The organism is Actinomadura sp. CNU-125 (genome assembly GCF_001942465.1).
In the GTDB taxonomy this organism is placed as follows: domain Bacteria; phylum Actinomycetota; class Actinomycetes; order Streptosporangiales; family Streptosporangiaceae; genus Spirillospora.
Genome location: NZ_MKJY01000033.1, coordinates 39335 through 60250 on the forward strand (window position 1 = coordinate 39335; position 20916 = coordinate 60250).

26 protein-coding genes, 1 tRNA gene and 3 pseudogenes are annotated in these 20916 nt (G+C 72.9%); 18 read left to right on the forward strand and 12 right to left on the reverse strand.

Annotation, left to right across the window (positions count from 1 at the left end; genetic code table 11):
• Positions 1-15: 15 nt before the first annotated feature.
• Positions 16-510 (forward strand): hypothetical protein, encoded by a 495-nt coding sequence (locus BJF79_RS05055; protein ID WP_075895232.1) that lies wholly within the window; start codon positions 16-18, stop codon positions 508-510.
• Positions 511-523: 13 nt separating this feature from the next.
• Here the strand turns inward: BJF79_RS05055 and BJF79_RS05060 are convergent, their stop codons facing one another.
• The gene (locus BJF79_RS05060) at positions 524-793 is read right to left on the reverse strand and encodes a YtxH domain-containing protein (RefSeq protein WP_075895233.1); all 270 of its coding nucleotides are present in this window, start codon (positions 791-793) and stop codon (positions 524-526) included.
• A gap of 147 nt (positions 794-940) precedes the next feature.
• Between BJF79_RS05060 and BJF79_RS05065 the strand changes: the two genes are divergently transcribed.
• Positions 941-1013, forward strand: a tRNA-Asn gene (locus tag BJF79_RS05065).
• A gap of 50 nt (positions 1014-1063) precedes the next feature.
• Here the strand turns inward: BJF79_RS05065 and BJF79_RS05070 are convergent.
• Entirely contained in the window at positions 1064-1876 is an 813-nt protein-coding gene (locus tag BJF79_RS05070) for a class I SAM-dependent methyltransferase (RefSeq protein ID WP_262401552.1), read from the reverse strand.
• A 66-nt stretch (positions 1877-1942) separates the two neighbouring features.
• Between BJF79_RS05070 and BJF79_RS05075 the strand changes: the two genes are divergently transcribed.
• Complete coding sequence (locus BJF79_RS05075; RefSeq protein ID WP_075895234.1) at positions 1943-2371, forward strand: helix-turn-helix domain-containing protein; 429 nt, start codon at positions 1943-1945, stop codon at positions 2369-2371.
• A gap of 11 nt (positions 2372-2382) precedes the next feature.
• Here the strand turns inward: BJF79_RS05075 and BJF79_RS05080 are convergent, their stop codons facing one another.
• From BJF79_RS05080 to BJF79_RS05090, 3 genes are read right to left on the reverse strand one after another with little or no spacing between them, the layout of a single operon-like run.
• Positions 2383-2694 carry a hypothetical protein gene (locus BJF79_RS05080; RefSeq protein ID WP_075895235.1) on the reverse strand — a complete coding sequence of 104 codons (312 nt, stop codon included), beginning with the start codon at positions 2692-2694 and terminating at the stop codon, positions 2383-2385.
• A 40-nt stretch (positions 2695-2734) separates the two neighbouring features.
• A complete protein-coding gene (locus BJF79_RS05085; protein ID WP_143219706.1) occupies positions 2735-3049 on the reverse strand; it encodes a hypothetical protein in 315 nt (104 codons plus the stop codon).
• A gap of 4 nt (positions 3050-3053) precedes the next feature.
• Entirely contained in the window at positions 3054-3665 is a 612-nt protein-coding gene (locus BJF79_RS05090) for a TetR/AcrR family transcriptional regulator (RefSeq protein WP_075895237.1), read from the reverse strand.
• A gap of 83 nt (positions 3666-3748) precedes the next feature.
• Between BJF79_RS05090 and BJF79_RS05095 the strand changes: the two are divergent.
• The 4 genes and pseudogenes from BJF79_RS05095 to BJF79_RS66515 form a co-directional block, all read left to right on the forward strand.
• Positions 3749-4572 (forward strand): annotated as a pseudogene (locus BJF79_RS05095) (SDR family NAD(P)-dependent oxidoreductase).
• Positions 4569-5033 carry a hypothetical protein gene (locus BJF79_RS05100; protein WP_262401553.1) on the forward strand — a complete coding sequence of 155 codons (465 nt, stop codon included), beginning with the start codon at positions 4569-4571 and terminating at the stop codon, positions 5031-5033. The pseudogene BJF79_RS05095 and the gene BJF79_RS05100 overlap by 4 nt, the downstream one beginning before the upstream one ends.
• Positions 5033-5392: pseudogene (locus BJF79_RS05105) on the forward strand (NAD(P)-dependent oxidoreductase); the annotation flags it as partial. The gene BJF79_RS05100 and the pseudogene BJF79_RS05105, both read left to right, overlap by 1 nt.
• Positions 5393-5466: 74 nt before the next feature.
• A pseudogene (locus BJF79_RS66515) lies at positions 5467-5580 on the forward strand (NAD(P)H-binding protein); the annotation flags it as partial.
• On the opposite strand, the gene BJF79_RS05115 reads toward BJF79_RS66515, so the two are convergent.
• Positions 5550-6389 (reverse strand): carboxymuconolactone decarboxylase family protein, encoded by an 840-nt coding sequence (locus tag BJF79_RS05115; RefSeq protein WP_410050051.1) that lies wholly within the window; start codon positions 6387-6389, stop codon positions 5550-5552. The pseudogene BJF79_RS66515 and the gene BJF79_RS05115 sit on opposite strands and share 31 nt — an antisense overlap.
• Entirely contained in the window at positions 6386-6787 is a 402-nt protein-coding gene (locus tag BJF79_RS05120; protein ID WP_075895241.1) for a hypothetical protein, read from the reverse strand. The genes BJF79_RS05115 and BJF79_RS05120 overlap by 4 nt, the downstream gene beginning before the upstream one ends.
• A 164-nt stretch (positions 6788-6951) precedes the next feature.
• On the opposite strand from BJF79_RS05120, the gene sigJ reads away from it, so the two are divergent.
• Positions 6952-7899, forward strand: a complete 948-nt coding sequence (gene sigJ / locus BJF79_RS05125; RefSeq protein ID WP_075895242.1) for an RNA polymerase sigma factor SigJ — start codon at positions 6952-6954, stop codon at positions 7897-7899.
• Positions 7900-8008: 109 nt separating this feature from the next.
• Here sigJ and BJF79_RS05130 read toward each other — a convergent pair whose 3' ends face one another.
• Positions 8009-8524: a hypothetical protein gene (locus BJF79_RS05130; protein WP_075895243.1), complete on the reverse strand. Its 516-nt coding sequence runs from the start codon at positions 8522-8524 to the stop codon at positions 8009-8011.
• A gap of 104 nt (positions 8525-8628) precedes the next feature.
• Between BJF79_RS05130 and BJF79_RS05135 the strand changes: the two genes are divergently transcribed.
• Positions 8629-9333 carry a TetR/AcrR family transcriptional regulator gene (locus tag BJF79_RS05135; RefSeq protein ID WP_075895244.1) on the forward strand — a complete coding sequence of 235 codons (705 nt, stop codon included), beginning with the start codon at positions 8629-8631 and terminating at the stop codon, positions 9331-9333.
• Between the two features lie 6 nt (positions 9334-9339).
• Here BJF79_RS05135 and BJF79_RS05140 read toward each other — a convergent pair whose 3' ends face one another.
• Complete coding sequence (locus BJF79_RS05140) at positions 9340-9783, reverse strand: hemerythrin domain-containing protein (protein WP_316043271.1); 444 nt, start codon at positions 9781-9783, stop codon at positions 9340-9342.
• A gap of 296 nt (positions 9784-10079) precedes the next feature.
• On the opposite strand from BJF79_RS05140, the gene BJF79_RS05145 reads away from it, so the two are divergent.
• Together BJF79_RS05145 and BJF79_RS05150 are read left to right on the forward strand one after the other, a co-directional pair.
• Entirely contained in the window at positions 10080-11303 is a 1224-nt protein-coding gene (locus tag BJF79_RS05145) for a CynX/NimT family MFS transporter (RefSeq protein ID WP_075895245.1), read from the forward strand.
• A gap of 94 nt (positions 11304-11397) precedes the next feature.
• Positions 11398-11934, forward strand: a complete 537-nt coding sequence (locus BJF79_RS05150; protein WP_075895246.1) for a DUF6939 family protein — start codon at positions 11398-11400, stop codon at positions 11932-11934.
• Here BJF79_RS05150 and BJF79_RS55105 read toward each other — a convergent pair.
• The gene (locus BJF79_RS55105; RefSeq protein WP_158079089.1) at positions 11909-12079 is read right to left on the reverse strand and encodes a hypothetical protein; all 171 of its coding nucleotides are present in this window, start codon (positions 12077-12079) and stop codon (positions 11909-11911) included. The genes BJF79_RS05150 and BJF79_RS55105 overlap by 26 nt on opposite strands.
• A 64-nt stretch (positions 12080-12143) precedes the next feature.
• Between BJF79_RS55105 and BJF79_RS05155 the strand changes: the two genes are divergently transcribed.
• Positions 12144-13295 carry a sensor histidine kinase gene (locus BJF79_RS05155; RefSeq protein WP_075895272.1) on the forward strand — a complete coding sequence of 384 codons (1152 nt, stop codon included), beginning with the start codon at positions 12144-12146 and terminating at the stop codon, positions 13293-13295.
• Positions 13280-13900 (forward strand): response regulator transcription factor, encoded by a 621-nt coding sequence (locus BJF79_RS05160; RefSeq protein ID WP_075895247.1) that lies wholly within the window; start codon positions 13280-13282, stop codon positions 13898-13900. Before BJF79_RS05155 ends, BJF79_RS05160 begins: the two co-directional genes overlap by 16 nt.
• Here the strand turns inward: BJF79_RS05160 and BJF79_RS05165 are convergent.
• Together BJF79_RS05165 and BJF79_RS05170 are read right to left on the reverse strand one after the other, a co-directional pair.
• Positions 13885-14709, reverse strand: a complete 825-nt coding sequence (locus tag BJF79_RS05165; protein ID WP_075895248.1) for a siderophore-interacting protein — start codon at positions 14707-14709, stop codon at positions 13885-13887. The two genes, BJF79_RS05160 and BJF79_RS05165, sit on opposite strands and share 16 nt — an antisense overlap.
• Positions 14710-14720: 11 nt before the next feature.
• Positions 14721-15743, reverse strand: coding sequence for an ABC transporter substrate-binding protein (locus tag BJF79_RS05170; protein ID WP_075895249.1), 1023 nt, complete (start codon positions 15741-15743; stop codon positions 14721-14723).
• A gap of 130 nt (positions 15744-15873) precedes the next feature.
• On the opposite strand from BJF79_RS05170, the gene BJF79_RS55110 reads away from it, so the two are divergent.
• From BJF79_RS55110 to BJF79_RS05195, 5 genes are all read left to right on the forward strand, one after another.
• Positions 15874-16935: a FecCD family ABC transporter permease gene (locus BJF79_RS55110; protein ID WP_075895250.1), complete on the forward strand. Its 1062-nt coding sequence runs from the start codon at positions 15874-15876 to the stop codon at positions 16933-16935.
• Positions 16932-17987 carry a FecCD family ABC transporter permease gene (locus BJF79_RS55115; RefSeq protein WP_075895251.1) on the forward strand — a complete coding sequence of 352 codons (1056 nt, stop codon included), beginning with the start codon at positions 16932-16934 and terminating at the stop codon, positions 17985-17987. The genes BJF79_RS55110 and BJF79_RS55115 overlap by 4 nt, the downstream gene beginning before the upstream one ends.
• A gap of 1 nt (position 17988) precedes the next feature.
• A complete protein-coding gene (locus BJF79_RS05185) occupies positions 17989-18813 on the forward strand; it encodes an ABC transporter ATP-binding protein (RefSeq protein WP_075895252.1) in 825 nt (274 codons plus the stop codon).
• 101 nt (positions 18814-18914) lie between these two features.
• Complete coding sequence (locus tag BJF79_RS05190; RefSeq protein ID WP_075895253.1) at positions 18915-20549, forward strand: MFS transporter; 1635 nt, start codon at positions 18915-18917, stop codon at positions 20547-20549.
• A complete protein-coding gene (locus BJF79_RS05195; RefSeq protein WP_262401555.1) occupies positions 20546-20872 on the forward strand; it encodes a MarR family transcriptional regulator in 327 nt (108 codons plus the stop codon). Before BJF79_RS05190 ends, BJF79_RS05195 begins: the two co-directional genes overlap by 4 nt.
• Positions 20873-20916: the final 44 nt, after the last annotated feature.

The window sequence follows — 20916 nt, forward strand, 5'->3', positions numbered from 1 at the left end:
GCCTACTTTGGGGGCATGCGTCTTCTCCGGGGCTCCCTGCCCGCCGCGCTCCGCACCGCGCTGTCGCTCGAACGGGGCGAGCGCGCCCTCGCCCACGCCCCGACCCGCGGCGGTTCGCACGTGGTCGCCACCACGACGGCCCTGCACCTGCCGTCCCCCGAGGACGGGTTCGTCCGCATCCCGTACGAGCGCATCGACAGCGCGTCCTGGAAGGACGGCTGGCTGCACGTCACCGAGACCTCGCGGGCCGCGCACCACGTGCGGCTCACCGAACCCGGGTCCGTCCCGGAGACGATCCGCGAGCGCGTCACCGCGACCGTCGCGGTCAGCCACCGGGCCGAACTGCCGGGCGGCGGCGGGGTCCGCATCGCCGGACGCCGCCCGGCCACCGGCGGCGACGTCCGCTGGACGTTCGTCTTCGACGCGGGCATGGACCCGGACGACCCGGGCCTGCGCGCCCAGGCGGAGCAGATCCTCGAAGGCCTGCGCCGCCAGACGGGCCTCTACTGACCGTTCCGTCCGTTCAGCCGGGGTAGACCGTCGGACGCTCGTGATGCTCCGGCTGCTCGGGCACGTGCTCCTTCGAGCCGCGCATGTTCCCGGCCTTGTCCCGCGCGGCCCCGGCGAACTCCTCGCCCTTGGCCCGCAGCATGCCCTTGGCGTCCTGCACGTTCGGGTTCTCCTGCAGTTGCCGCGTGAACCGCTTGAGCTGCTCGTATCGCTCCTGACCGGCCTTCGTCCCGAGGACATAGCCGATCGCGGCGCCCGCGATGAACGTCATGCGGTGCTTCATGGTGGTTCCAACCCCCGGGTAAGAGCGGATGATGCCCGGCCCATACCCACGATCGCCGCCGCCACCCATTAACCGTGCGCGAACCACCCTGGAGATGCGCTAATCTAGACGCGCCGACGGGGACCGAGGCCCCGAGGCGACAAACGATCCCGCGTAGCTCAATCGGCAGAGCAGCCGGCTGTTAACCGGCAGGTTATTGGTTCGAGTCCAATCGCGGGAGCTCACGGGAACACGCCCCGTCCGACACGTTCGGACGGGGCGTGACGCGTTTCAGGACGCGCGGGCGGTGACCAGCCACACGGCCGCGCCGAACCGGACTTCGCCGCCCCGCACGAACGGGTCGAACGCGGGCCGCACCGCCTCGACGACCTTCTCGCGCGTCCGTTCGTCGATGTCGGGCAGGAGCCGGCCCACGGGCCCGAACCGGGTGATGTAGGTGTCCAGGGCCGACCCGGGCAGGACGCACTCCACATCGACCGGCCGGATGTCGACGTCGTCCCATCCGGCTTCCTCGAGAATGCCGCGGACCTTGCCCGCGTCGGCGAACGCGAACTGCCCGGGCGCGTCCGGACGCCGCTCGGGAAGGTCCGGCAGCAGCGGCGCCGCGGCGCGCTCGGCCGTCGTCATGAACGGGTTGTCCTCGGCGCCGCGCCACACCACGAGCCGCAGCGCGCCGCCGTCCGCCGTGGCGCGCCGCAGGTTCGCGAACGCCTTCACCGAATCGGCGAAGAACATGACGCCGAAGCGCGACATGACCGTGTCGAAGGAACCCGGCTCGAACTCGTGCTCTTCCGCGTCGGCGCGAACGAACCGGACGTCCGCGCCCGCCCGCTCCGCGCGCGCCCGCGCCGCCTCGACCATCGGCTCCGAGACGTCGATCCCCACGCTTTCCGCACGCCGCGCCACGGCCACGGTCGTCCCGCCCGTCCCGCAGCCGACGTCGAGCACCCGCCCCCCGGCCGGGACCGCCTCGACCAGCAGGTCCTCGATGGGCTTGAACAGTTCGTCGACCATCCCCTGGCTTTCGACCCATGCCTGCCCGGCGGTCTTGTTCCAGTGCGTCGACTGCTCGGTCTCGTCCATGCTCATCTCCTTGACTCCGCGATCCATTACCGACACTCTGCTCCTTAAAGTCGACTTGAGGTCAAGATGAGCGATCTGGACATTGCCGAGGTCTCGCAACGCGCCGGTCTCCCCGCCTCCACGCTGCGGTACTACGAGGAGAAGGGGCTGATCGCCTCGACCGGCAGGCGCGGCCTGCGCCGCCAGTTCGCCCCGGGCGTCCTGGACCGGCTGGCCATGATCGCGCTCGGCCGCGCCGCCGGGTTCTCCCTGGACGAGATCGCCCGCATGTTCGCGCCCGACGGACGCCCGGACATCGACCGGCGTGTGCTCAGCGAGAAGGCCGACGAACTCGACCGGAAGATCGCCGAACTCGGCGTCCTGCGCGACTCCCTGCGCCACGCCGCGGCCTGCCCGGCCCCGCGTCACGCCGAGTGCCCGACGTTCCGGCGGATCCTGCGCGCCGCCCTGCCCGGCCGCGGCGGCGATCGCCGGAGGTGGGACCTCGACGCATAGCCGGATCTCCGTCAGGAGACGACCGCGCGCAGGCCGAACAGCGCTCCCAAGGTGATGAGGCCGAGGGGGATCGCGGCGAGAAGTCCCGTGGTGCCGTTCAGGCGTCGCGCGGGCGGACCGAGGTCGCCGCCGCCGCGCGTCCAAAGCGGGCGGGGTTCCAGGAGCAGGTGCAGCAGCACACCGGACAGCCCGACCGTGTACAGCCAGAACCAGCCCCAGCGGCCGGCGTACCGGTGAGCGCCCGTGCCCGCCATCACCGCGAGCATGACCGACCAGAGCAGCCAGCGCCCGAGGCGAAGTAGGCCGGGTGACGGTTCGTCCACCAGGGATGCTCGTCATGCGGGTCGGGAACCGGTGTCACTTTCACCCCGTGAAGGGCGCCGGTCTCCCACTCCGGCCCGTGACCCGGGTCTCATGCCAGGTCAGCAGGCCGCTGGACCACCGCACCGTACCGCCGTCGTAGTACGCGTTCTCGCCGGACTCCTTTTCGAGGTGGTCCACCTTTCCCTCGCGCAGATCCGCGTGCAGTTGCGCGGGAGGGACTTCCTGCGGGAACGCGCGGGTGAACGCCAACAGCCCGCAGGCCGGCAGGATCACCAGCATGACCGGTCGCAACACGCGAGCGGCCGGGTTCGGCGTCGACGGTGAGGACTTCCTGGGGGCTTCCGTGTCGATCACTGGATCAACTCCGAGGAGCGGACGGCCCCGCCCGGTGGACGGCCGTGGCGGCGGCCCCGATGATACGCGCGAGATCGTCGGTGGTGCGGGCCTGATCGCGGGCGGCGAGCGCGTCGTAGGTCTCGAACGAGGTCAGCTGCCAGATCACGTCGACCGTCGCGTCGTCCGGGGTCTCGGCGAGCCGGCGGAGCAGCTCGGTCAGGGCGGTGCGGCGCATCTCGTCGCGGCGGCGCAGCAGGAGCTCCAGGTCGCGGTCGAGGACGGCCATCCCGCGGAGCCTGCGCAAAACCGGCCGGTCGCTCGCCCAGAATCCGCAGAACGTTTCGGCGAACCCGGTGAGAGCCGATGCCGCGTCGGGCGCGGCGAAGGCGTCCGACAGGCCCATGCCCGCACGGTCGGCCAGCGCGTCGAACAGCGCCTCCAGCAGCCCGGACTTGGACCCGAAGGCGTTGTAGACGCTCTGGCGTGACACGTCGGCCGCCTTGGCGACCGCGTCCACCGACAGGCGTGGCGGCGCGTCGCCCGCCAGCAGGGCGCGGGCGGCGTCCAGGATCCGCCGCCGCGTCTCCTCGGCGGCGGCCCGGCGCTTGTCGGACCGGTACTCGCGAGGACTCATCTCCTTGACCGCTCCCAAATTTAGATTTACTGTCTGTCCAAAGAATTCTAGCAGCACCGGCATCCGATGAGAAGGAGCAGGTCATGACTACCGCACGTCCCCTGGACGGCAGGGTCGCCATCGTCACCGGCGCGAGCCGGGGCATCGGCGCGGCCACCGCCCGGGCGCTGCACGAGGCCGGGGCGGCCGTCGTCCTGGCCGCCCGGGACGGCGCCGCGCTGTCGGAGCTCGCCGCCGAGATCGGCGCGGCGGGCGGCCGCGCGCTGGCCGTGCGACCGACGTGTCGGACCCGGACGCGGTCGAACGGCTCGTCCGCCGCGCGGTCGGGGAGTTCGGGCGGCTGGACGCCGCGGTCAACAACGCGGCCGGCGGCGGCCACCCGCCCACCCCGCTGGCCGATGTCGCCGTCGCCGACTACGACAGCGCGCTGGCGGTCAACCTGCGCGGCGTCTTCCTGTGCATGAAGCACCAGATCCCGGCGATGCTCGACGGCGGCGGGGGCGCGATCGTGAACATGGCCTCCACGGCTGGCCTGCAGGCGGTCGGCGGCCTGGCGGGCTACGTGTCGAGCAAGTTCGGCCTCATCGGGCTGACCCGGTCGGCGGCACTGGACTACGCCGAGACCGGGCTGCGGATCAACGCGCTGGCGCCCGGGCCGATCCACACCGAGCAGCTCGAGCGCGCCGGTGAGCAGGCGCGGGAGGCGGCCGGGCGGGCCATGCCCATGCGCCGGATCGGGCGCCCCGCCGAGGTCGCGGACGCGGCCGTGTGGCTGTGCTCGGACGCGGCGTCGTTCGTCACCGGCGCCACCCTCCCGATCGACGGCGGCAAGCTCGCCGGGAACGCCCCGTTCGGCCCCCGGCCCGGCACCGCCCCCGCGCGGCACCTGGAAGGAGAGCCGGCATGACCGCTGACGCGACAGGAGAAACCGCCTCGGAAAGCAGGATGCCGGAGGCCGGGCGCGGCTCGGGTCGACGACGGCGGTCGGGGCCCGCGATCGCGCTGGCCGGCGGGGTGATGTCGGCGGTGGCGATGGCGCTGTGCGGGGTGCTCGGCTGGGCGGCGTCCCGCTCGGGTTCCCCGCAGAGCCCCGTGCTCGCCCGCACCCTCGCCGACCTGATGTTCGCGACCGGCGGCCCCGCCCACGTGGTGGCGTTCGGGCTGCTCCTCGCGGGCGTCGCGGTTCTGGCGCTGCTCCTGCGGCTGGTGCCCGCCGGGCTCGCCTGGTCCGGGATCGGGCTGCCCATCGCGCGGTTCGGCGGGCTGATCTGGCTGATCGCGGCGAGCGTGCTGCTGCCCCGCGAGCGTCCGCGACGGAACCGGCCGCGGCCCGCGGGACCGGCCGCCGTCGGGGCGGCGTCGGCGTGATGGACGGCACGGGCCGAGGGAAACTGGTCGTGGTCGGCGCGGCGGGCCGCACCGGCCGGCTGATCGTCGAACACGGACTGGCGCAAGACTACGAGGTACGGGCGGTCCTCCGTGATCCGAGCCGTCTCGGGACGACGCATCGGCGGCTCGAAACGGTCACCGCCGACGTCCTCGACCCCGGCACCCTCGACGCGGCCCTCGACGGAGCGGACGCCGTCGCCGTCGCCCTCGGAACACCGGACCGCAAGGCCGTCACCGTCTTCTCGCGGGGGATGCGCAACCTCCTGGGCGCGGTGCGCGGATCGGGCAGTCGGCGTCTCCTCGCCATGTCCTCGGCCGGGCTCGATACCGCGCACCTGTCGCCGGTGCAGCGGCTCGTCTCGCGGTTCTCGTCGACCGGGTGTACCGCGACGTCCACCTCGACCTCGCGCGGATGGAGGACGAGATCGAGGCGAGCGGGCTCGACTGGACGATCGTGCGCGTCCCGATGCTCAAGGACGGACCCGCGACGCCGGACTACCGGGCGGTCGTGGGCGGCCACCTGACGAAGGCCGGAGGCGCGACGCGCGCGAACGTCGCCCACTGGATCGTCGAGCACCTCCACGACGCGTCGACGTTCCGGCGGAGAGTGGAAGTGGGCGACGGATAACCGAACGGCTCCTCGACGGGCGCCTCGGCGGGCAGCCCGGCGACGGGCGGTGCGAGCCCGCGGCGTTCGAGCCACGCCCGCCACGGTCCGTCCACATGGATCGCGCGGGGGCTGCCTGAGCTACTGGACGTAGTTCTTGCCGGGAGGCTTACCGGGGATCGGCCTGGCGATGAGGGCGACGGGGATGAAGAAGCAGATCTGGCTGATCGCGATGGTGAGGGTCCAGAGCGCTTGTCGTCATAGTGGGCGGAGGCTTCGGCGTACAGCTCGTCGGAGACGCGCTCCCCGGACGGGTTCGGGGTGAGGACGGCCTCGACGAGCTCCAGCGCGACCCGTTCGGCGCCGGTGAAGTAGGTGGCGTCCCGCCATGACGCCACGGCGGTGATGCGTTCCTCCGTCTCCCCGGCCTTGCGGAGAAGGCCGGTTTGCCGGACGGTGTGGTACGTGCTGCCGACGATCTGTCCGGCGCGCAACTGCACCAGGCCGATGGTGGTCGGCGGAACCGTGCCGTTCCGGGTGGCCTTGGACATCGCTACCGCGATCGCCGCGATCTCGGGAAAGTACTGCGCGGGGTCGGGCAGACGCGATCGGGGATCGTTCTGCTCGATCGTCGTGGAGGTGGACATGGCGAGGATTTCCCTTCTCGATTTCAGCAACGATCGGAGAGGCCCGGCCGGTGAGGCCGGAGGCGACGCGTCGGCCGTCATGCCGCGGCGGCGGTGCGCCCGCGCCGGTCGGTCCAGATCCAGACGGCCTGGAGAACGCTCATGCCGAACATGAGGACGCCCAATGGGACGTGCAGAGTTTTCACATGCGCGATGCCCAGCGCTATCTGGCCCAGCGTGAGCGCGAAGAACCCGCCCGCGTACAGGATGGGCTTGGGTGAGCCGCCGCCCCGCCGCCACATCAAGATCGCGACGACCAGATGCAGCAGCACCACGAAGAACAGCCCGTACGACCCGGCACTGTGCAACACCCTGATGTCGGGCGAGGACAACAACAGCCCTGCGGTGATCGCCTGCACGAAAACCACCACAGTTTGCAGAGTGACCGCGATACGCAAGAACGTGAGGTCGGCCTCCTTCGTCATCGCGGGCGTGGACATGGCGAGGTTTCCTTTCCGAGCGTCAACGAAGCCTGTGGCGTCCGGTACGGGCCTTACCGGTCCGACGAAACAGCCCGAGGGATTGTGACGCGCCGGCCTCACAAGTCGGCACGCTGTCTCGTCGAACCGGTGAGGGCAGACGCGACGAAGGAAATCGAGACACCGTGACCACCACACCCGGGCCGGGACACGGCCGCCACGATCCGAGCTTGAGCGCGATCATGAGCGAGCGACGACAGCTGATCAACCTCGCTTACCGGCTCACCGGCTCCCTGGCCGATGCCGAGGACGTCGTACAAGAGACCTACGCTCGCTGGTACGCCATGTCCCGGCGGCAACAGGAGGCCATCGCGTCTCCCGGCGCCTGGCTGACGAAGGTCGCCGGGCGCATCTGCCTGGACCTGCTCGGCTCGGCGCGCTCCCGGCGCGAGTACTACGTGGGCGAATGGATCCCCGAGCCACTGCCCGACCGTACGGAGTGGGGCGACGGCCGGACGCGCGGCGACGCGGACCCGGCCGATCGGATCACTCTCGACGAGTCGGTCAACATGGCGTTCCTCGTCGTTCTCGAGTCGATGGCCCCGGCCGAGCGCGTCGCCTTCATCCTCCACGATGTCTTCCGGTATCCCTTCGCCGAAGTGGCCGACATCGTCGGCCGCACACCGGCGGCATGTCGCAAGCTGGCCTCCTTGGCGCGCCGTCGGGTCCGCACCTCGCAGGCCCCCGCGGTCCCGACGGCCCGGCAGGCCGTCCTCGTCGGAGAGTTCAAGCGGGCATGGGAGTCCAAGGACATCGGCGCCCTCGTCGGCCTCCTCGACCCCGACGCCACGGTGATCGCCGACGGCGGCGGCCTGGCCGGCGCCGCGCTGCGCCCCATCGAAGGCGCGGAGCAGATCGCCCGCTACCTCATCGCCATCGCCGGCCGGGCACCCAACCTGACGATCTTGAAGCGGACGGTCAGCGGTCAGCCCGGCCTGGTGGCCCAGCACGACGGCGTCACCGTGACCGTGGCGGCGTTCGGCGTCCAAGGCGATCGGATCAAGAGCATCTGGGCGGTACGCAACCCCGACAAGCTCTGGCCTTGGACGGCCCACCGGGGCAGCGGCGCCTGAATCCGGTCGACGGCCTTCTCCGGCATGCCCTGGTGGTCGTGCCGTTGCCGAACGGCATCAGGTCGTTGATGGACCGAATACGCGACGCCGACCCTCGGGTACGCGAGGGTCAGGTCAGCAGGGCGGCGATGCTTCCGGTGACCAGGCCGACGACGACGATCAGGGGGCTGCCCTTGATCGCGGCGCCGAGGTGGAAGCGGAGGTCGCGGTACTCGGCCATCCCCTCGGTGCCGGGAAGGGCCAGCAGGCGGGGTCGCAGCCCCGCGAAGATGATCCAGTCGAAGACGACGAGGTCCCAGAGCGACAGCGTGGCGAAGACCAAGGCCGCGCACAGTGCCGCGGGGAGGAACGTCAGGCCGTCGTCCAGCGCGCCGTCGAGCCCCGCCATCGCCGCGATCATCAGCGGAAGCCCGCAGAGACCCCAGACGACCACGCCGAACAACGCGGCCACCCGCCGTCCGCGCACGCTCTTGGGCCGGCCGTACCGTTCCTGGATCGCGGGCGGATAGTCGTTCAGCAGGAAATCCCTGCTCATGGCGGCCCCGGCGAACACCGCGGCGGTGAAAGCCACGCTGAGGGCCAGCCCGTAGGCCACGCCGTACCCGGCAACCACCGACCACTGCATGCCAACCTCCCGAAACGATCTGGAATCCGGTAAGGCTCACCTAACCTCCATTACGGCCTTAAAGTCAACACCGTATGAAGTTCAGTGCTCGCTACGATGGCCCGGTGTCCACACCAGACGGTGCCGAGCCCGCCGCCAGGAGCCGGAAGCGGCCCGAGTTCCGCAGCGGCCGCCCCACCCTGACCAGGGAGCGGATCGCCCGGGCGGCCCTGGAGATCCTCGGCGAGGCGAGCCCGGCCGAGGTGACGATGCGCGCCGTCGGCGCCCGCCTCCAGGTATCGCCGCGCGCCCTCTACAACTACGTCTCCGATCGCCGCGACCTGCTGGGCGAGATGGTGGCCGTCTGCCAGAGCGACCGGCCCCGGCCGTCGCTCGACACCGGCCGGTGGCAGGAAAGCCTGCGGACCTACTGCCGGGAACTGCGCGCCTGGTACCGCGCCCACCCGGGCATGCTGGCGCTGGCCCGCGCCGAGGACCTCACCCCGTTCGCCTCGCCGGATCTGCTTCGGGCCGACGACACGGTGGTGGGCTTCTTCCTGGAGCTGGGGCTGTCGCCGCAGGACGCCTACCGTGCCTGGTCCATCACCGTGCTCCAGGTGGCCGGGTTCGCCGAGGTCTGGGACGCCTGGCACGACCGGCCACCGGCCGGTCCGGATCCCGCCGCCTGGACGGGCGTGCCGCCGCAAACGGCACCCGCGGCGCTGCCGAACCTGCGGCGCCTCGCGTCCGAGTCTGTGAACGAACCTCCGGACGCGCTGTTCGAGTCGGTCCTGACCATGCTGATCGCCGGAGTGCAGGACATGCGGTGACGCGCTTCACAGGGGGCCGAGCAGCTCCCGGGGGTCCGCCTCCAGGTCCAGCGTCGCCAAAGCGCCGAGGAGGCGCCGCTCCTCGAACCGGAAGTGGGATTCCATGATCGCCGCGAGCCCGTCCAGATGGGACGTCAGGACGCTCGGCGCGGCACCCGAGGACAACGCGCGTTCGAACCGCGTCAGCAGCGCCGCGATCAGCTCGTGGTCCTCCTGGAGTTTGGCGATCGTGGGGCGCAGTTCCGGGTGGCGCGCGGCCAGTTCGGGGAACAGCCCGGCGTCCTCGCCGACATGGTGACCGTCGAGCGCGGCGCAGAACCCCTTGCAGTAGAGCAGCAGGTCACCGCTCGCCGAAGCGGCATCGGCGGCGTCCCCGGCGCGCAGCGCCTGACGCGCGAGACGCAGTGCTCGACGCAGCGCTCGTGCGCGGCCGACAGTTCGCGGTTCCAGGCGATCAGCCTGTTCTTCTCGCTCTCACTCACGGGTGAGAGGGCAGGGAAAGGGTCATGTCGACCACCTTCCTGGTCCGGCGCCTCCATGCCTGACGCGGTCCGCCACCGGCACGCGACGCTGCGCCCAGCCTAGCAACCGCGCGTGTCCATATGGTGAGGGGAGCGCCCGATCGTCCTAGCCCAAAGGGTCCTAGCTTGAGGGGCTTTCGGCAGCGCCGTCGTCGCCGACGATGAAGATCATGAACGCACAGCACTTCGACGGTTTCCGGCGGCACGGCGAGTCCCGGTACGACCATGTCCGGTGAGGCGACCACGGCACGACGCGTACTGGTGATCGCCGGTGTCGTCGTCATCGCCGCCAATCTCCGGACGGCCATCAGCGCCATCGGGCCGGTCCTCGACCCGATCCGCGGCGACGTGGGACTGTCCGCCGGTGCGGCCGGTTTCATCGTCGGCACGCTGCCGCTGCTCACCTTCGGCGCGGTCTCGCCACTGGTCGTCCCGCTCACCCGGCGCCTGGGCACCGACCGGGCGCTCTGGCTCGGCCTCGCCGTGCTCCTGGCGGGGGTGGTGCTGCGATCTCTGCCGGTCACCGCGCTGCTATGGGCCGGGACGATCCTGCTGGCGGCCGGGGTGGCCGTCGGCAACGTCCTGCTCCCCAGCGTGATCACCCGGGACTTCCCCGACCGCATCGGCCAGATGACCGGGGTCTACGCCGCCACCGCCGGCATCGCCGCGGCTCTGGCCTCGGGCGTCACCGTCCCGCTGGCGGACGTCCTCCCGGGCGGCTGGCGCTCGGCGCTGGGCGTCTGGGCCGGTCTGGTGCTCGTGGCGCTCGGCGTATGGGCGCCCCGAGCGGCACGGCGCCGCGAGCCGTCCGGCGGGGAAACCCCGCGGACGGACTCGGCCGCGGCGCCGGTGACCGGGCTCAGCCCGTGGCGCTCGCCGCTCGCCTGGGAGGTCGCGGCCTTCATGGCTCTGGCCAGTGCCGGGTTCTACACGGTCATCACCTGGTACCCCACGATCCTGAAAGACCTCGGCACGGGCGAGGCGAGCGCGGGCTGGCTGCTGTCCCTGTACCAACTCCTCGGCGTCGTGATGAACGTGGCCGTCCCGCTGCTTATCCGCCGCATGGCCGACCAGAGGACGATCGCGGCGGGCGCCTCGGCCATCCTCGTCGTCGGCTACGCCGGTCTCGTCCTGTGGCCCGGCCTCGCCTGGCTGTGGGTCACCGTCACGGGCCTCGGCGCCGGTGCGGCCTTCCTGCTCGCCCTCACCTTCTTCAGCCTCCGCGCCGCCGACGAGCGGTCGGCCGCCTCCTTGGCCGGGATGGGACAGGCGATCGCCTACCTCTTCGCCGCGACCTGGCCCCTGCTGTTCGGCGTCCTCTACGACACCACCGGCGGCTGGACCCTGCCCTTGTGGACGCTCGCCGCCCTCGCCGCCGCCCAGACCATCGTCTCGGCACGGGCCGGCCGGGACGCCCGATTCCGTGCGACACCGGATCCCGCGTCGTGAACCGCTCGCCCCGGCGATCGCGCACGTTCGTCAGCGTGTTCGGGGGAGAAGCGCGTGGCGCTTTGTTGTCGGGGGCGGGTGGGATCGTCGTGGGATGGCGCCCTGGGTTGCGGGGCGGCGGCGCGGGGCGAAGTCGCTGGAGGCCGAGTTTCCGGGCGCGGTCATTCTGGACGTGACGTCGAAGGGGCCCGAGCCGTGGGTGCGGTTCAGCCCGTTCTGGCCGCACGGGGGCGTTCCCGTGCCCGGAATGCCGGGGGTGTTCAGCGAGTCGGTCGAGGGCGTGTGGCAGGGGCTCAAGGTGTTCGAGGGGGCCGATGCCGATCCGGGGCGGTTCCGGATCACGTCGATGCGGGGGATCAAGCGGACGGTGCGGAAGTACGGGCCGGTGCTCGGGCATCGGCTCGGGGACGAACTGGTGCCGTACGAGCGGGCACGCCGGGAGATCTACCTGCCGACGTACCGGTGGGTGCTGGAGCATCGGCTGGGGGCGTTGGTCGAGCGGTTGCGCGGGATGGGCGACGTGGTCCTGCTCGACTACACGGTGAACGGGGACGTCGGTGAGCTGCGCGTGCCGTTGTCGCACGCGCAGCTCGTCCGGTCGTGGGTCAGTTCTGGGGTCGTCGGCCGCTGAAGACGCCGGCGACGCCCCAGGCGCCGCCGACGATCAGTGCGCCGACCGCGGCGATGACGCCGAGGGCCTCGACGTCCAGGATCGCGAGCAGGGCGATGATCAGGCCGTAGGCGATCGTCGCGGCCATGAGGACGGTGCGGTTCATGCCTTGATGTTCCTGCGGGAGGTGAGACGGTGGTATCCACCGATCGGTGGACGGGGTGGCGGGCATGACCGGTCCGGAGGCGGCGCGGGCCGAGGACGTTTGGCACCGGGCCTATCCCCTGTGGGAGGCGTATTTCGCGATGGTGCTGGTCGGCACGGTCGTGCTGACGTGCGCGGAGGACGTGCCGCGGGGGCGGCGGGCGGCGGCGGTGGGGCTGCTGGTGCTGCTGGGCCTCGTGTACGCCCGGTGGGGACGGGCGGGGCTGCGGGCGGACGGGCGCTGGCCGGGCCACCGGGTGTTCGCGGCGACGCTCATCGTGCTGTTCGTCCCGGCGACGCTGCTGGCACCGGTGGCGGCGACGGGCCTGGCGGCGCTGTCGCCGATGACCTACATGCTGTACCGGGCCGGGCGCGGCCTCGCGGTGATGGCGGCGCTGTGCGCGGGGCCGACGGTGATGCTGCTCGCGGAGTCCGGCATGGACGCGCCGCTGGCCGTGGTGATCATCGCCGCCGGGCTGGCGTCCGGCACCCTGATCGCGGTGTTCGTCGGACGGGTCGGCGAGCAGAACCGGGAACGGGCGCGGCTGATCGGGGAGCTCGACCGGACGCGGGACGTGCTGGCGGCGGTGAGCCGGGAGGCGGGGGCGCTCGCCGAGCGGGAGCGGCTCGCGCGCGACATCCACGACACGATCGCCCAGGGGTTCACCGGCATCCTGATGCTGCTGCAGGCCGCCGAGGCGGAGGTGGGCGGGAACCGGTACCTGGAGACGGCGGCGCGGACGGCGAAGGAGAACCTCGCCGAGACGCGGGGCCTGGTGGCCGCGCTGGCGCCGCCCGCGCTGGACGGGACGTCGCTGCCGGAGGCGCTGCGGCGGCTCGCGCGGGCCTTCGGCCTTCCGGTCGGGCTGCACGTCACCGGGGACCCGCGCCCGCTGGGCGTCCTGGAGGTGACGCTCCTGCGCGTGGTGCAGGAGTCGCTGGCGAACGTGCGGAGGCACGCGGGGGCGACGACCGTCCGGGTGACGCTGGAGTACGGGGAGGGGGTCCGGCTGACGGTCGCGGACGACGGGTGCGGGTTCGACCCCGGGACGGTGCGGGACGGGTTCGGGTTGCGGAGCATGCGGGGACGGGTGGCGGAGTCGGGCGGGACGTTCGACGTGCGGAGTTCGCCGTCGGGCACGGAGGTTTCGGTGGAGGTGCCGTGCCGCGGGTGCTGATCGTGGACGATCATCCGGTCGTCCGGGAGGGGCTGCGGGGGATGCTGGCGGCGGAACCGGACATCGACGTGGCGGGGGAGGCGGCCTCGGGGGAGGAGGCGGTCGCGCTGGCGCCGAGGGTCGATCCGGACGTGATCCTGATGGATCTGCGGATGCCGTCGGGCGACGGGGTGAGCGCGATCCGGCGGCTGCCCGGCCGCGGGATCCTCGTGCTGACGACGTACGACGATCGGGCGGAGATCGCGCGGGCCATCGAGGCGGGGGCGGCGGGCTGCCTGCTGAAGGACGCGTCGCTCGCCGAACTCGCGGCGGCGGTCCGCGACGTCGCGGCGGGACGGCCGGGGCCGCGGCCGCCGGACGCGGCGCGGCCCGCGCGGGAGGCTCCGCCGCCCGTCCTGTCGGCGCGGGAGGCGGAGGTCCTCGGGCTGGTCGCGCGGGGGCTGACGAACGCCGAGATCGGCGCGCGCCTGCACATCGGCGAGGCCACCGTGAAGACGCACCTGCTGCGGGCGTTCGGCAAGCTCGGCGTCTCCGACCGCACGGCGGCGGTCGTGGCGGCGCTGGGGCGCGGACTGCTCCGCGCCCCTGATCACTCTTCGCCGTAGGGGTTCTTGCCGGCGTCGTACTCGGCGAGCAGGTCCTCCTCGCTGGCGCCGCGCCGCCAGTAGCCGCAGAAGGTGACGGAGCGGCGGTGGACGCCGCGTTCGTTCACCATGTGGCGGCGCAGCGACTTGACGGTGGCCGACTCGCCCGCGATCCACACGTAGGCGCCGTCCGGGACGTCGGCGGCGCGGACGGCGCCGAGGAGGTCGGGGACCCAGGCGATCTCGGCGTCGGCCTTGGTGGGAAGGTCCTGGCGGTCCTCGGCGTGCGGGACGGAGACGAAGACCCGGGTCGGCGTGCCGGCGGGCAGCCAGGCGAGGTTGCCCGCGATGGCGGGCAGGGCGGTGATGTCCCCGGCGATGAACGACGGGGGCGCCTCGGGCGGGCGGAAGTCGTAGCCGCCGTTGTCGGGGCCGGTGGGGCCGAGGACGGAGATGCGGGCGCCCGGCGCGGCCGCGGACGCCCACGAGGCGGCGGGGCCGGAGCCGCCGTCCGTGTGCATGGCGAAGTCGATGTCGAGTTCGCCGGGGCGCTGGTCGCGGACGGTGTAGGAGCGCATGATGCCGCGTTCGGCGGGGTCCATCGCGCGCCAGTCCTCGAACCAGGTCTCGGCCGTCCAGTTCGCGGGCATGACGGGCGCGTCCTGGTGCGGGTGCGGGAAGAACAGCTTGATCCGCTGGTCGCGCCCGGCGGAGGCGAAGCCGTCCAGGCCGGGGCCGCCGAGGGTGATCCGGACCATGGACGGGCCGAGCTTCTCGGAGCGCAGGACGTGCAGGTCGAACAGGCCGTAGGGGTGCGTGGGAGTCGTCATGACGAAGCCTTTCAGCCGGTCTTTTCGGCGGACTCGATGGCCTTGGCCAGGTTCTCGAGGATCGGCGCGCAGCCCAGGTAGGAGAAGCGGGGCTCGGCCTCCCACGGGACGACCTGGCCGGCCTTGACGGCGGGCAGGTCGCGCCAGGCGGCCTTGCCGCCGAGGTCTTCGGGCTGCAGGGCCTGGGTGCGGCTGTCCAGGATGATGAGGTCGGCGGGGTAGCGGTCGGCGTTCTCCCAGCTCAGCTCCTCGTAGAAGCCGTTCTCGCCGAGCTTTTCCGGGGTGATCAGCTCGACGCCGAGTTCCTTGAAGAAGATGAGGTCGCTGTTCTTGTCGGGGCTGGACGCGTAGAAGAGGTCGGGGCTCGCGGACGCGGCGAGCACTCGCACGCCCTTGTTGGCCTCGACGGCGGTGCGCACGGCTTCGGCGGCCTTGTCGAACCGGGCCTTGGCCTCGGTGACCTTGGGGGCGTTCGGGTCGGCGCCGAGCGCGACGGCCAGTTCGCCCATGCGCCGGAGGGGCTTGGGCAGGGAGACCGCGCCGGTGGAGATCGCGAGGCTGGGGGCGAGGGCGTAGATCTTGTCGGCGCTCTCGGACGGGACGTAGAACAGCTCGCCGTCGACGAACATGTTGTCGACGAGGAGGTCGGGACTCAGCGCGGCGTACTTCTCGATGTTGAACTCGCCGAACGCGTTCCCGATGATCTCCAGGCGGTCCACCGGGAGCTCGCCGGCCTGCGGGTCGGGGGAGCCGTCCTGGAGCTTGGTCGGGCCGAACACGCCGACGAGCCGCTCGTCGACCCCGAAGTCGTACAGGGCGGCCGCCGTGCCGACATAGCCGACGACGCGGGTCGGGCGGGCCTTCAGGTCGATCTCCGTCCCGCGGTCGTCGGTGAAGGACCACGCGCCGAGGCCCTGGGTGACGTTTCCGCCGTCGTCCCCGCCGCACGCGGCCAGCACGGCGCCGAGCGCGACGGCGCCGCTCGTCCCGAGGAAGCCGCGGCGGGTGAAGCGACGGGCAGAAAAACTAGACATTTCGGGTGTTTCTCTCAATCAAATAAGATGGTCGTATTGCGCCCCCGACGGGTGCTTAGGTTAACCTAACCTAAGCCGTTGTTCCTAGAGTGGGGCCTGCTCAGCGTCCCGCCGTCCCCGGAGACCGACCGTGACGTTGACGCAGTCCCCGCCCGCCGCGGCGGCGGACGCACCCCCGAGCGGGCCGCGGCGTCCCGCCCGGGCCGCCGGGCTCCTCGGCGCCGCGGCGCTGCTCCTGGTGATCGTGCTCCTGAGCCTCGCGATCGGAGCGAAGCCGCTGTCGCTCGGCGAGGCGTGGAACGGTCTCATCGACCCGGCCTCGGACGCCTACACGGTCGTCCACGAGATGCGGCTGCCGCGCACGCTGCTCGGGCTGCTCGCCGGGACGGCCCTCGGGCTCGCCGGCGCGGTGATGCAGGCGCTCACCCGCAACCCCCTGGCGGATCCGGGGATCCTCGGCATCAACGCGGGCGCCGCCGCCGTCGTCGTCTCCGCGATCTCCTTCCTCGGCATCACGTCGTTCACCGGCTTCGTATGGTTCGCGTTCGCGGGCGCGGGTCTCGTCGCCGTCCTGCTGTACGCGGTCGGCGGCGGGCGCGGCGCCACCCCGGCGCGGCTCGCCCTCGCGGGATCGGCGCTGAACGCGGCCCTGTTCTCCTACGTCAACGCCGTCCAGCTCCTCGACACCGCGTCGCTGGACCGCATGCGCTTCTGGACGGTCGGGTCCCTCGCCGCCGCGCAGGACTACACGGTCGTGCGGGTCGCGCCGTTCGTCGCCGCCGGGCTCGTCATGGCGCTGCTTCTGGCCCGTCCCCTGAACGCCATGGCGATGGGGGAGGACGCGGCGCGCGCGCTCGGCGCCCCGGCCGCGCGCGCCCGCGGCGCCGCGATCGTCACGGTGACGCTGCTGTGCGGCGCGGCCACGGCGGCGTGCGGCCCGATCGTCTTCGTGGGGCTGATGGTGCCGCACTTCGTCCGCGCCCTCACCGGCCCCGACCTGCGCTGGCTGCTGCCGTACTGCGCGGTGCTGTCCCCGGCGCTGATGCTCGGGGCGGACGTGCTCGGACGGGTCGTGGTGCGGCCCGCGGAGCTGCAGGTCGGCGTCGTCATGGCGGTCGCGGGCGGGCCGGTGTTCCTCTACTTCGTCCGCCGCCCGCGCGCCGGGCGGACGCGCAAGGCGGTGACGTCATGACGTCCCGCGCCGCGCGCACGGCGGTGCTGCGCACGCCCGCCGGGGTGTCGCTGCGCTACCGGCCGCGCGCGCTCGCCGTCGCGGGCGGCTGCCTCGTCGTCGCGCTGGCCGTCGGGGTGCTGCTGATCGGCACCGGCGACTTCCCGATGACGCCCGCCGAGGTGATCCGCACGCTGGCCGGGCGGGGCGGCCCGGCCGAGTCGCTGATCGTCAACGAGATCCGGCTGCCGCGGGTGGTGACCGGCCTGGCCGTCGGCGCGGCGCTCGGGCTCGGCGGCGCGATCTTCCAGTCGCTCACCCGCAACCCGCTCGGCAGCCCCGACATCCTCGGCTTCACCTCGGGCGCGTCCACCGGCGTGCTCGTGATGATCGTGCTGGCCGGGGGCGGCGGCGTCGCGGTAGCGTCCGGCGCCGCCGCGGGCGGCATCGCGACCGGCCTGCTGATCTACGCGGTGGCCGGGCGGGACGGCGCGCACGGGCAGCGGCTCGTCCTGGTCGGCATCGGGACGGCCGCGATCCTGACCGGCGTGAACGGCTACCTGCTCACCCAGGCGCACATCACCGAGGCGGCGCGCGCGGTGCTGTGGCTGACCGGCAGCCTGGACGGCCGCGACTGGGCCGACGCGGCGCCCGTCCTGGTCGCGCTGGCGGTCCTCGGGCCGCTGGTGGCGGTCGGGTGCGAGGGCGCGCGCTGCGGATGCTGGAGCTGGGGGTCGACGCCGCGCACGGGCTCGGCGTCCCGATCGAGCGCGCCCGGCATGCTCATGCTGGCCGCCGCGGTGCTGCTGACGGCGCTGGCCGCCGCGGCGGCGGGTCCGGTGGCGTTCGTGGCGCTGACCGCGCCGCTGCTCGCCCGCCGGCTGACCCGGGCGAGCGGCCCCGGGCTGCTGCCCGCGATGTGCATGGGCGCGGCGCTGCTGGTCGCCGCCGACTGGCTCGCGCAGAACGCCTTCCCGGGACGCCAGCTCCCGGTCGGCGTCGTGACCGGGCTGCTCGGCGGCGGATACCTGGTCTGGCTCCTGGTGGCCGAACGCAAGAGGGGACGGATTTGAGATGACGACCGATCTGCATTCCGGCGGGGACGCGCGGCTGAGCGGCACCGGCCTCACGCTCGCCTACGACAAGCGGACGATCACCCGGGACCTCGACGTCGTCGTCCCGGACGGCTCGTTCACCGTGATCGTCGGGCCGAACGCGTGCGGCAAGTCGACGCTGCTGCGGGCGCTCGCCCGCATCCTCAAGCCGTCCGCCGGGTCGGTCGTCCTGGACGGCGAGCCGATCGCGGGCTGGCCCGCCAAGAAGCTCGCGCGGACGCTCGGGCTGCTGCCCCAGTCGTCCATCGCGCCCGAGGGGATCTCGGTCGCCGACCTCGTCGCGCGCGGCCGGTACCCGCACCAGGGGCTGCTGCGGCAGTGGTCGAAGGAGGACGAGCGGGTCGTCGGCGAGTCGATGGCCGCGACGGCCGTCGACAACCTGGCGGACCGCAGCGTGGACGAGCTGTCGGGCGGGCAGCGGCAGCGCGTGTGGATCGCGATGGCGCTGGCCCAGCAGACGCCCCTGCTGCTGCTGGACGAGCCCACCACGTACCTCGACATCGCGCACCAGATCGAGATCCTCGACCTGTGCGCGCGCCTGCACGAGGAGGGGCGCACGGTCGTCGCCGTCCTGCACGACCTGAACCACGCGGCCCGCTACGCCACCCACATGATCGCGATGCGGGAGGGGCAGATCGTCGCGGAGGGCGAGCCCGCCGACGTCGTCACCGCCGATCTCGTCGAGCGGGTGTTCGGGCTGCCGTGCCGGGTGATCGACTGCCCCGAGACGGGCACGCCGCTGGTCGTCCCGGCCGCCCGGACCCGGACCCCCGCCCTGAGCTGACCGGGCGGCGGAGCCGGACCGAGCCGGGCGCGCCCGGACCGTCCGTCTCCGGGATCGTTGTACGCTCATAACCGTTATATGCGTACAACGATCGGAGGGTCGTGGCCGACCTCGGTCCCCGCCGGAAAGCGCTGGTGCTGGCGATCTGCTCGATGAGCCTGCTCATCGTCAGCCTGGACAACACCGTCCTCAACGTCGCGCTGCCGTCCCTCCAGCGCGAGTTCGGGTCCACGCTGTCCGGGCTGCAGTGGACGATCGACGCCTACCTCATCGTGCTCGCGTCGCTGCTCATCCTGTCCGGGGCGACCGCCGACCGGCTCGGCCGCCGCCGGACGTTCCAGACGGGCCTGGCCGTGTTCGGCATCGGCTCGGTGCTGTGCAGCCTCGCGCCGTCGCTCGGCTGGCTCGTCGCCGCCCGCGTCGTGCAGGCGGTCGGCGGGTCCATGCTCAACCCCGTCGCCATGTCGATCATCACGAACGTGTTCACCGAGCCGCGCGAGCGGGCCCGCGCCATCGGCGTGTGGGGCGCCGTCGTCGGCCTCGGCATGGGGCTCGGGCCGCTGGTCGGCGGGCTGCTGGTCGACTCGGTCGGCTGGCGCGCGATCTTCTGGCTGAACGTGCCGATCGCGCTGGCCGCGCTCGTGCTGACCGCGCTGTTCGTGCCCGAGTCGCGCGCCGAGCGGCCGCGCCGTCCCGACCCCGTCGGCCAGAGCATGATGATCGTGCTGCTCGCCGGGACGACGTTCGCGATCATCGAGGGCCCCGGGCTCGGCTGGACCCACCCGGCCGTGCTCGGCTGCGTCGCCGTGTCCGCCGCCGCACTGTGCGCGTTCGTGGTGAGCGCGCGGCGCGTCCGGGAACCGCTGATCGACCTGCGCTTCTTCCGGAGCGTCCCGTTCTCCGGCGCCACGCTCGTCGCGATCACCGGCTGCGCGGGATTCGCCGGGTTCCTGTTCATCAACACCATCTACCTGCAGAACGTCCGCGGCATGTCCGCGCTGCAGGCCGGGCTCTGCCTGCTGCCGATGGCCGCGACGATGGCCGTGTGCGCCGCGCTGTCGGGACGGATCGTCGCCGCCCGCGGCCCCCGCCTCCCGCTGCAGACCTCCGGTGCGGCGATGCTCGCCAGCGGGCTGCTGTTCACCCTCGCCGACGCCCAGGCGCACGACGCCGCGCTGTTCGGCGCGTACGTGCTGTTCGGCGTCGGGTTCGGCATGCTGAACTCGCCGATCACCAACACGGCCGTCTCCGGGATGCCGCGCGCCCAGGCCGGGGTGGCGGCCGCCGTCACCTCCACCAGCCGGCAGATCGGCCAGGCCCTCGGCGTGGCCGTCATCGGCGCCGTGCTCGCCGCCGGAACCGCCGGGACGTTCGCCGCGCCCGCCTTCGCGGCGGCGGCCCGCCCGGCATACTGGGTGGTGGTGGGCTGCTCCGTCGCCGTGCTCGTGCTCGGGACGGTCACCACCGGCCGCCGCGCCGTCCGCAGCGCGGCGCGCGTTGCCGACCTGTTCGACCCCGCCGAACGCCCTGTGACCGGAGCCAGCACCGGAGCGAGCACCCGATCACCGAGACCGAGCCCGCCCACGAGCCCGCCCACGAACCCGCCCGCGAGCGCGTCCGCGAGCCCGACCCGGACCCGGCGGCCGACCCCGCCGCCCGTGCGTGGCGCAACCTGCGGCTCGCGGTCCTGGAGCGCGGCGACCGCAGGCGGGAGGCCACCGAGGCGCTCGGGATGAGCTTCTTCCGGGTGAAGGCGCTGTGCCACATCGCCGCCGCGCCCGTCCCGATGACGCTGCGCGACCTCGCCCACGACCTCGTCACCGACCGTCCCTACGCCACCCTCGTCGTGGACGATCTCGTCGGCCGCGGCCTCGCCGAACGGGCCGTCAACCCCGGCGACCGGCGCTCCAAGCTCGTGACGGCCACCGCGGCCGGACGGGCGGCGGCGCGGGACGCCGAGCGCATCCTCAACACCCCGCCGCCCGCCCTGTACGACCTGCCGCCCGAGGACGTCGCCGCCCTCGACCGCATCGCCGCCCGCCTCGCCGCCGCCCGCTGACCCGTCCGGACGGGGTGTCCGGACGGGCTCGTGCGGGCCCGCGC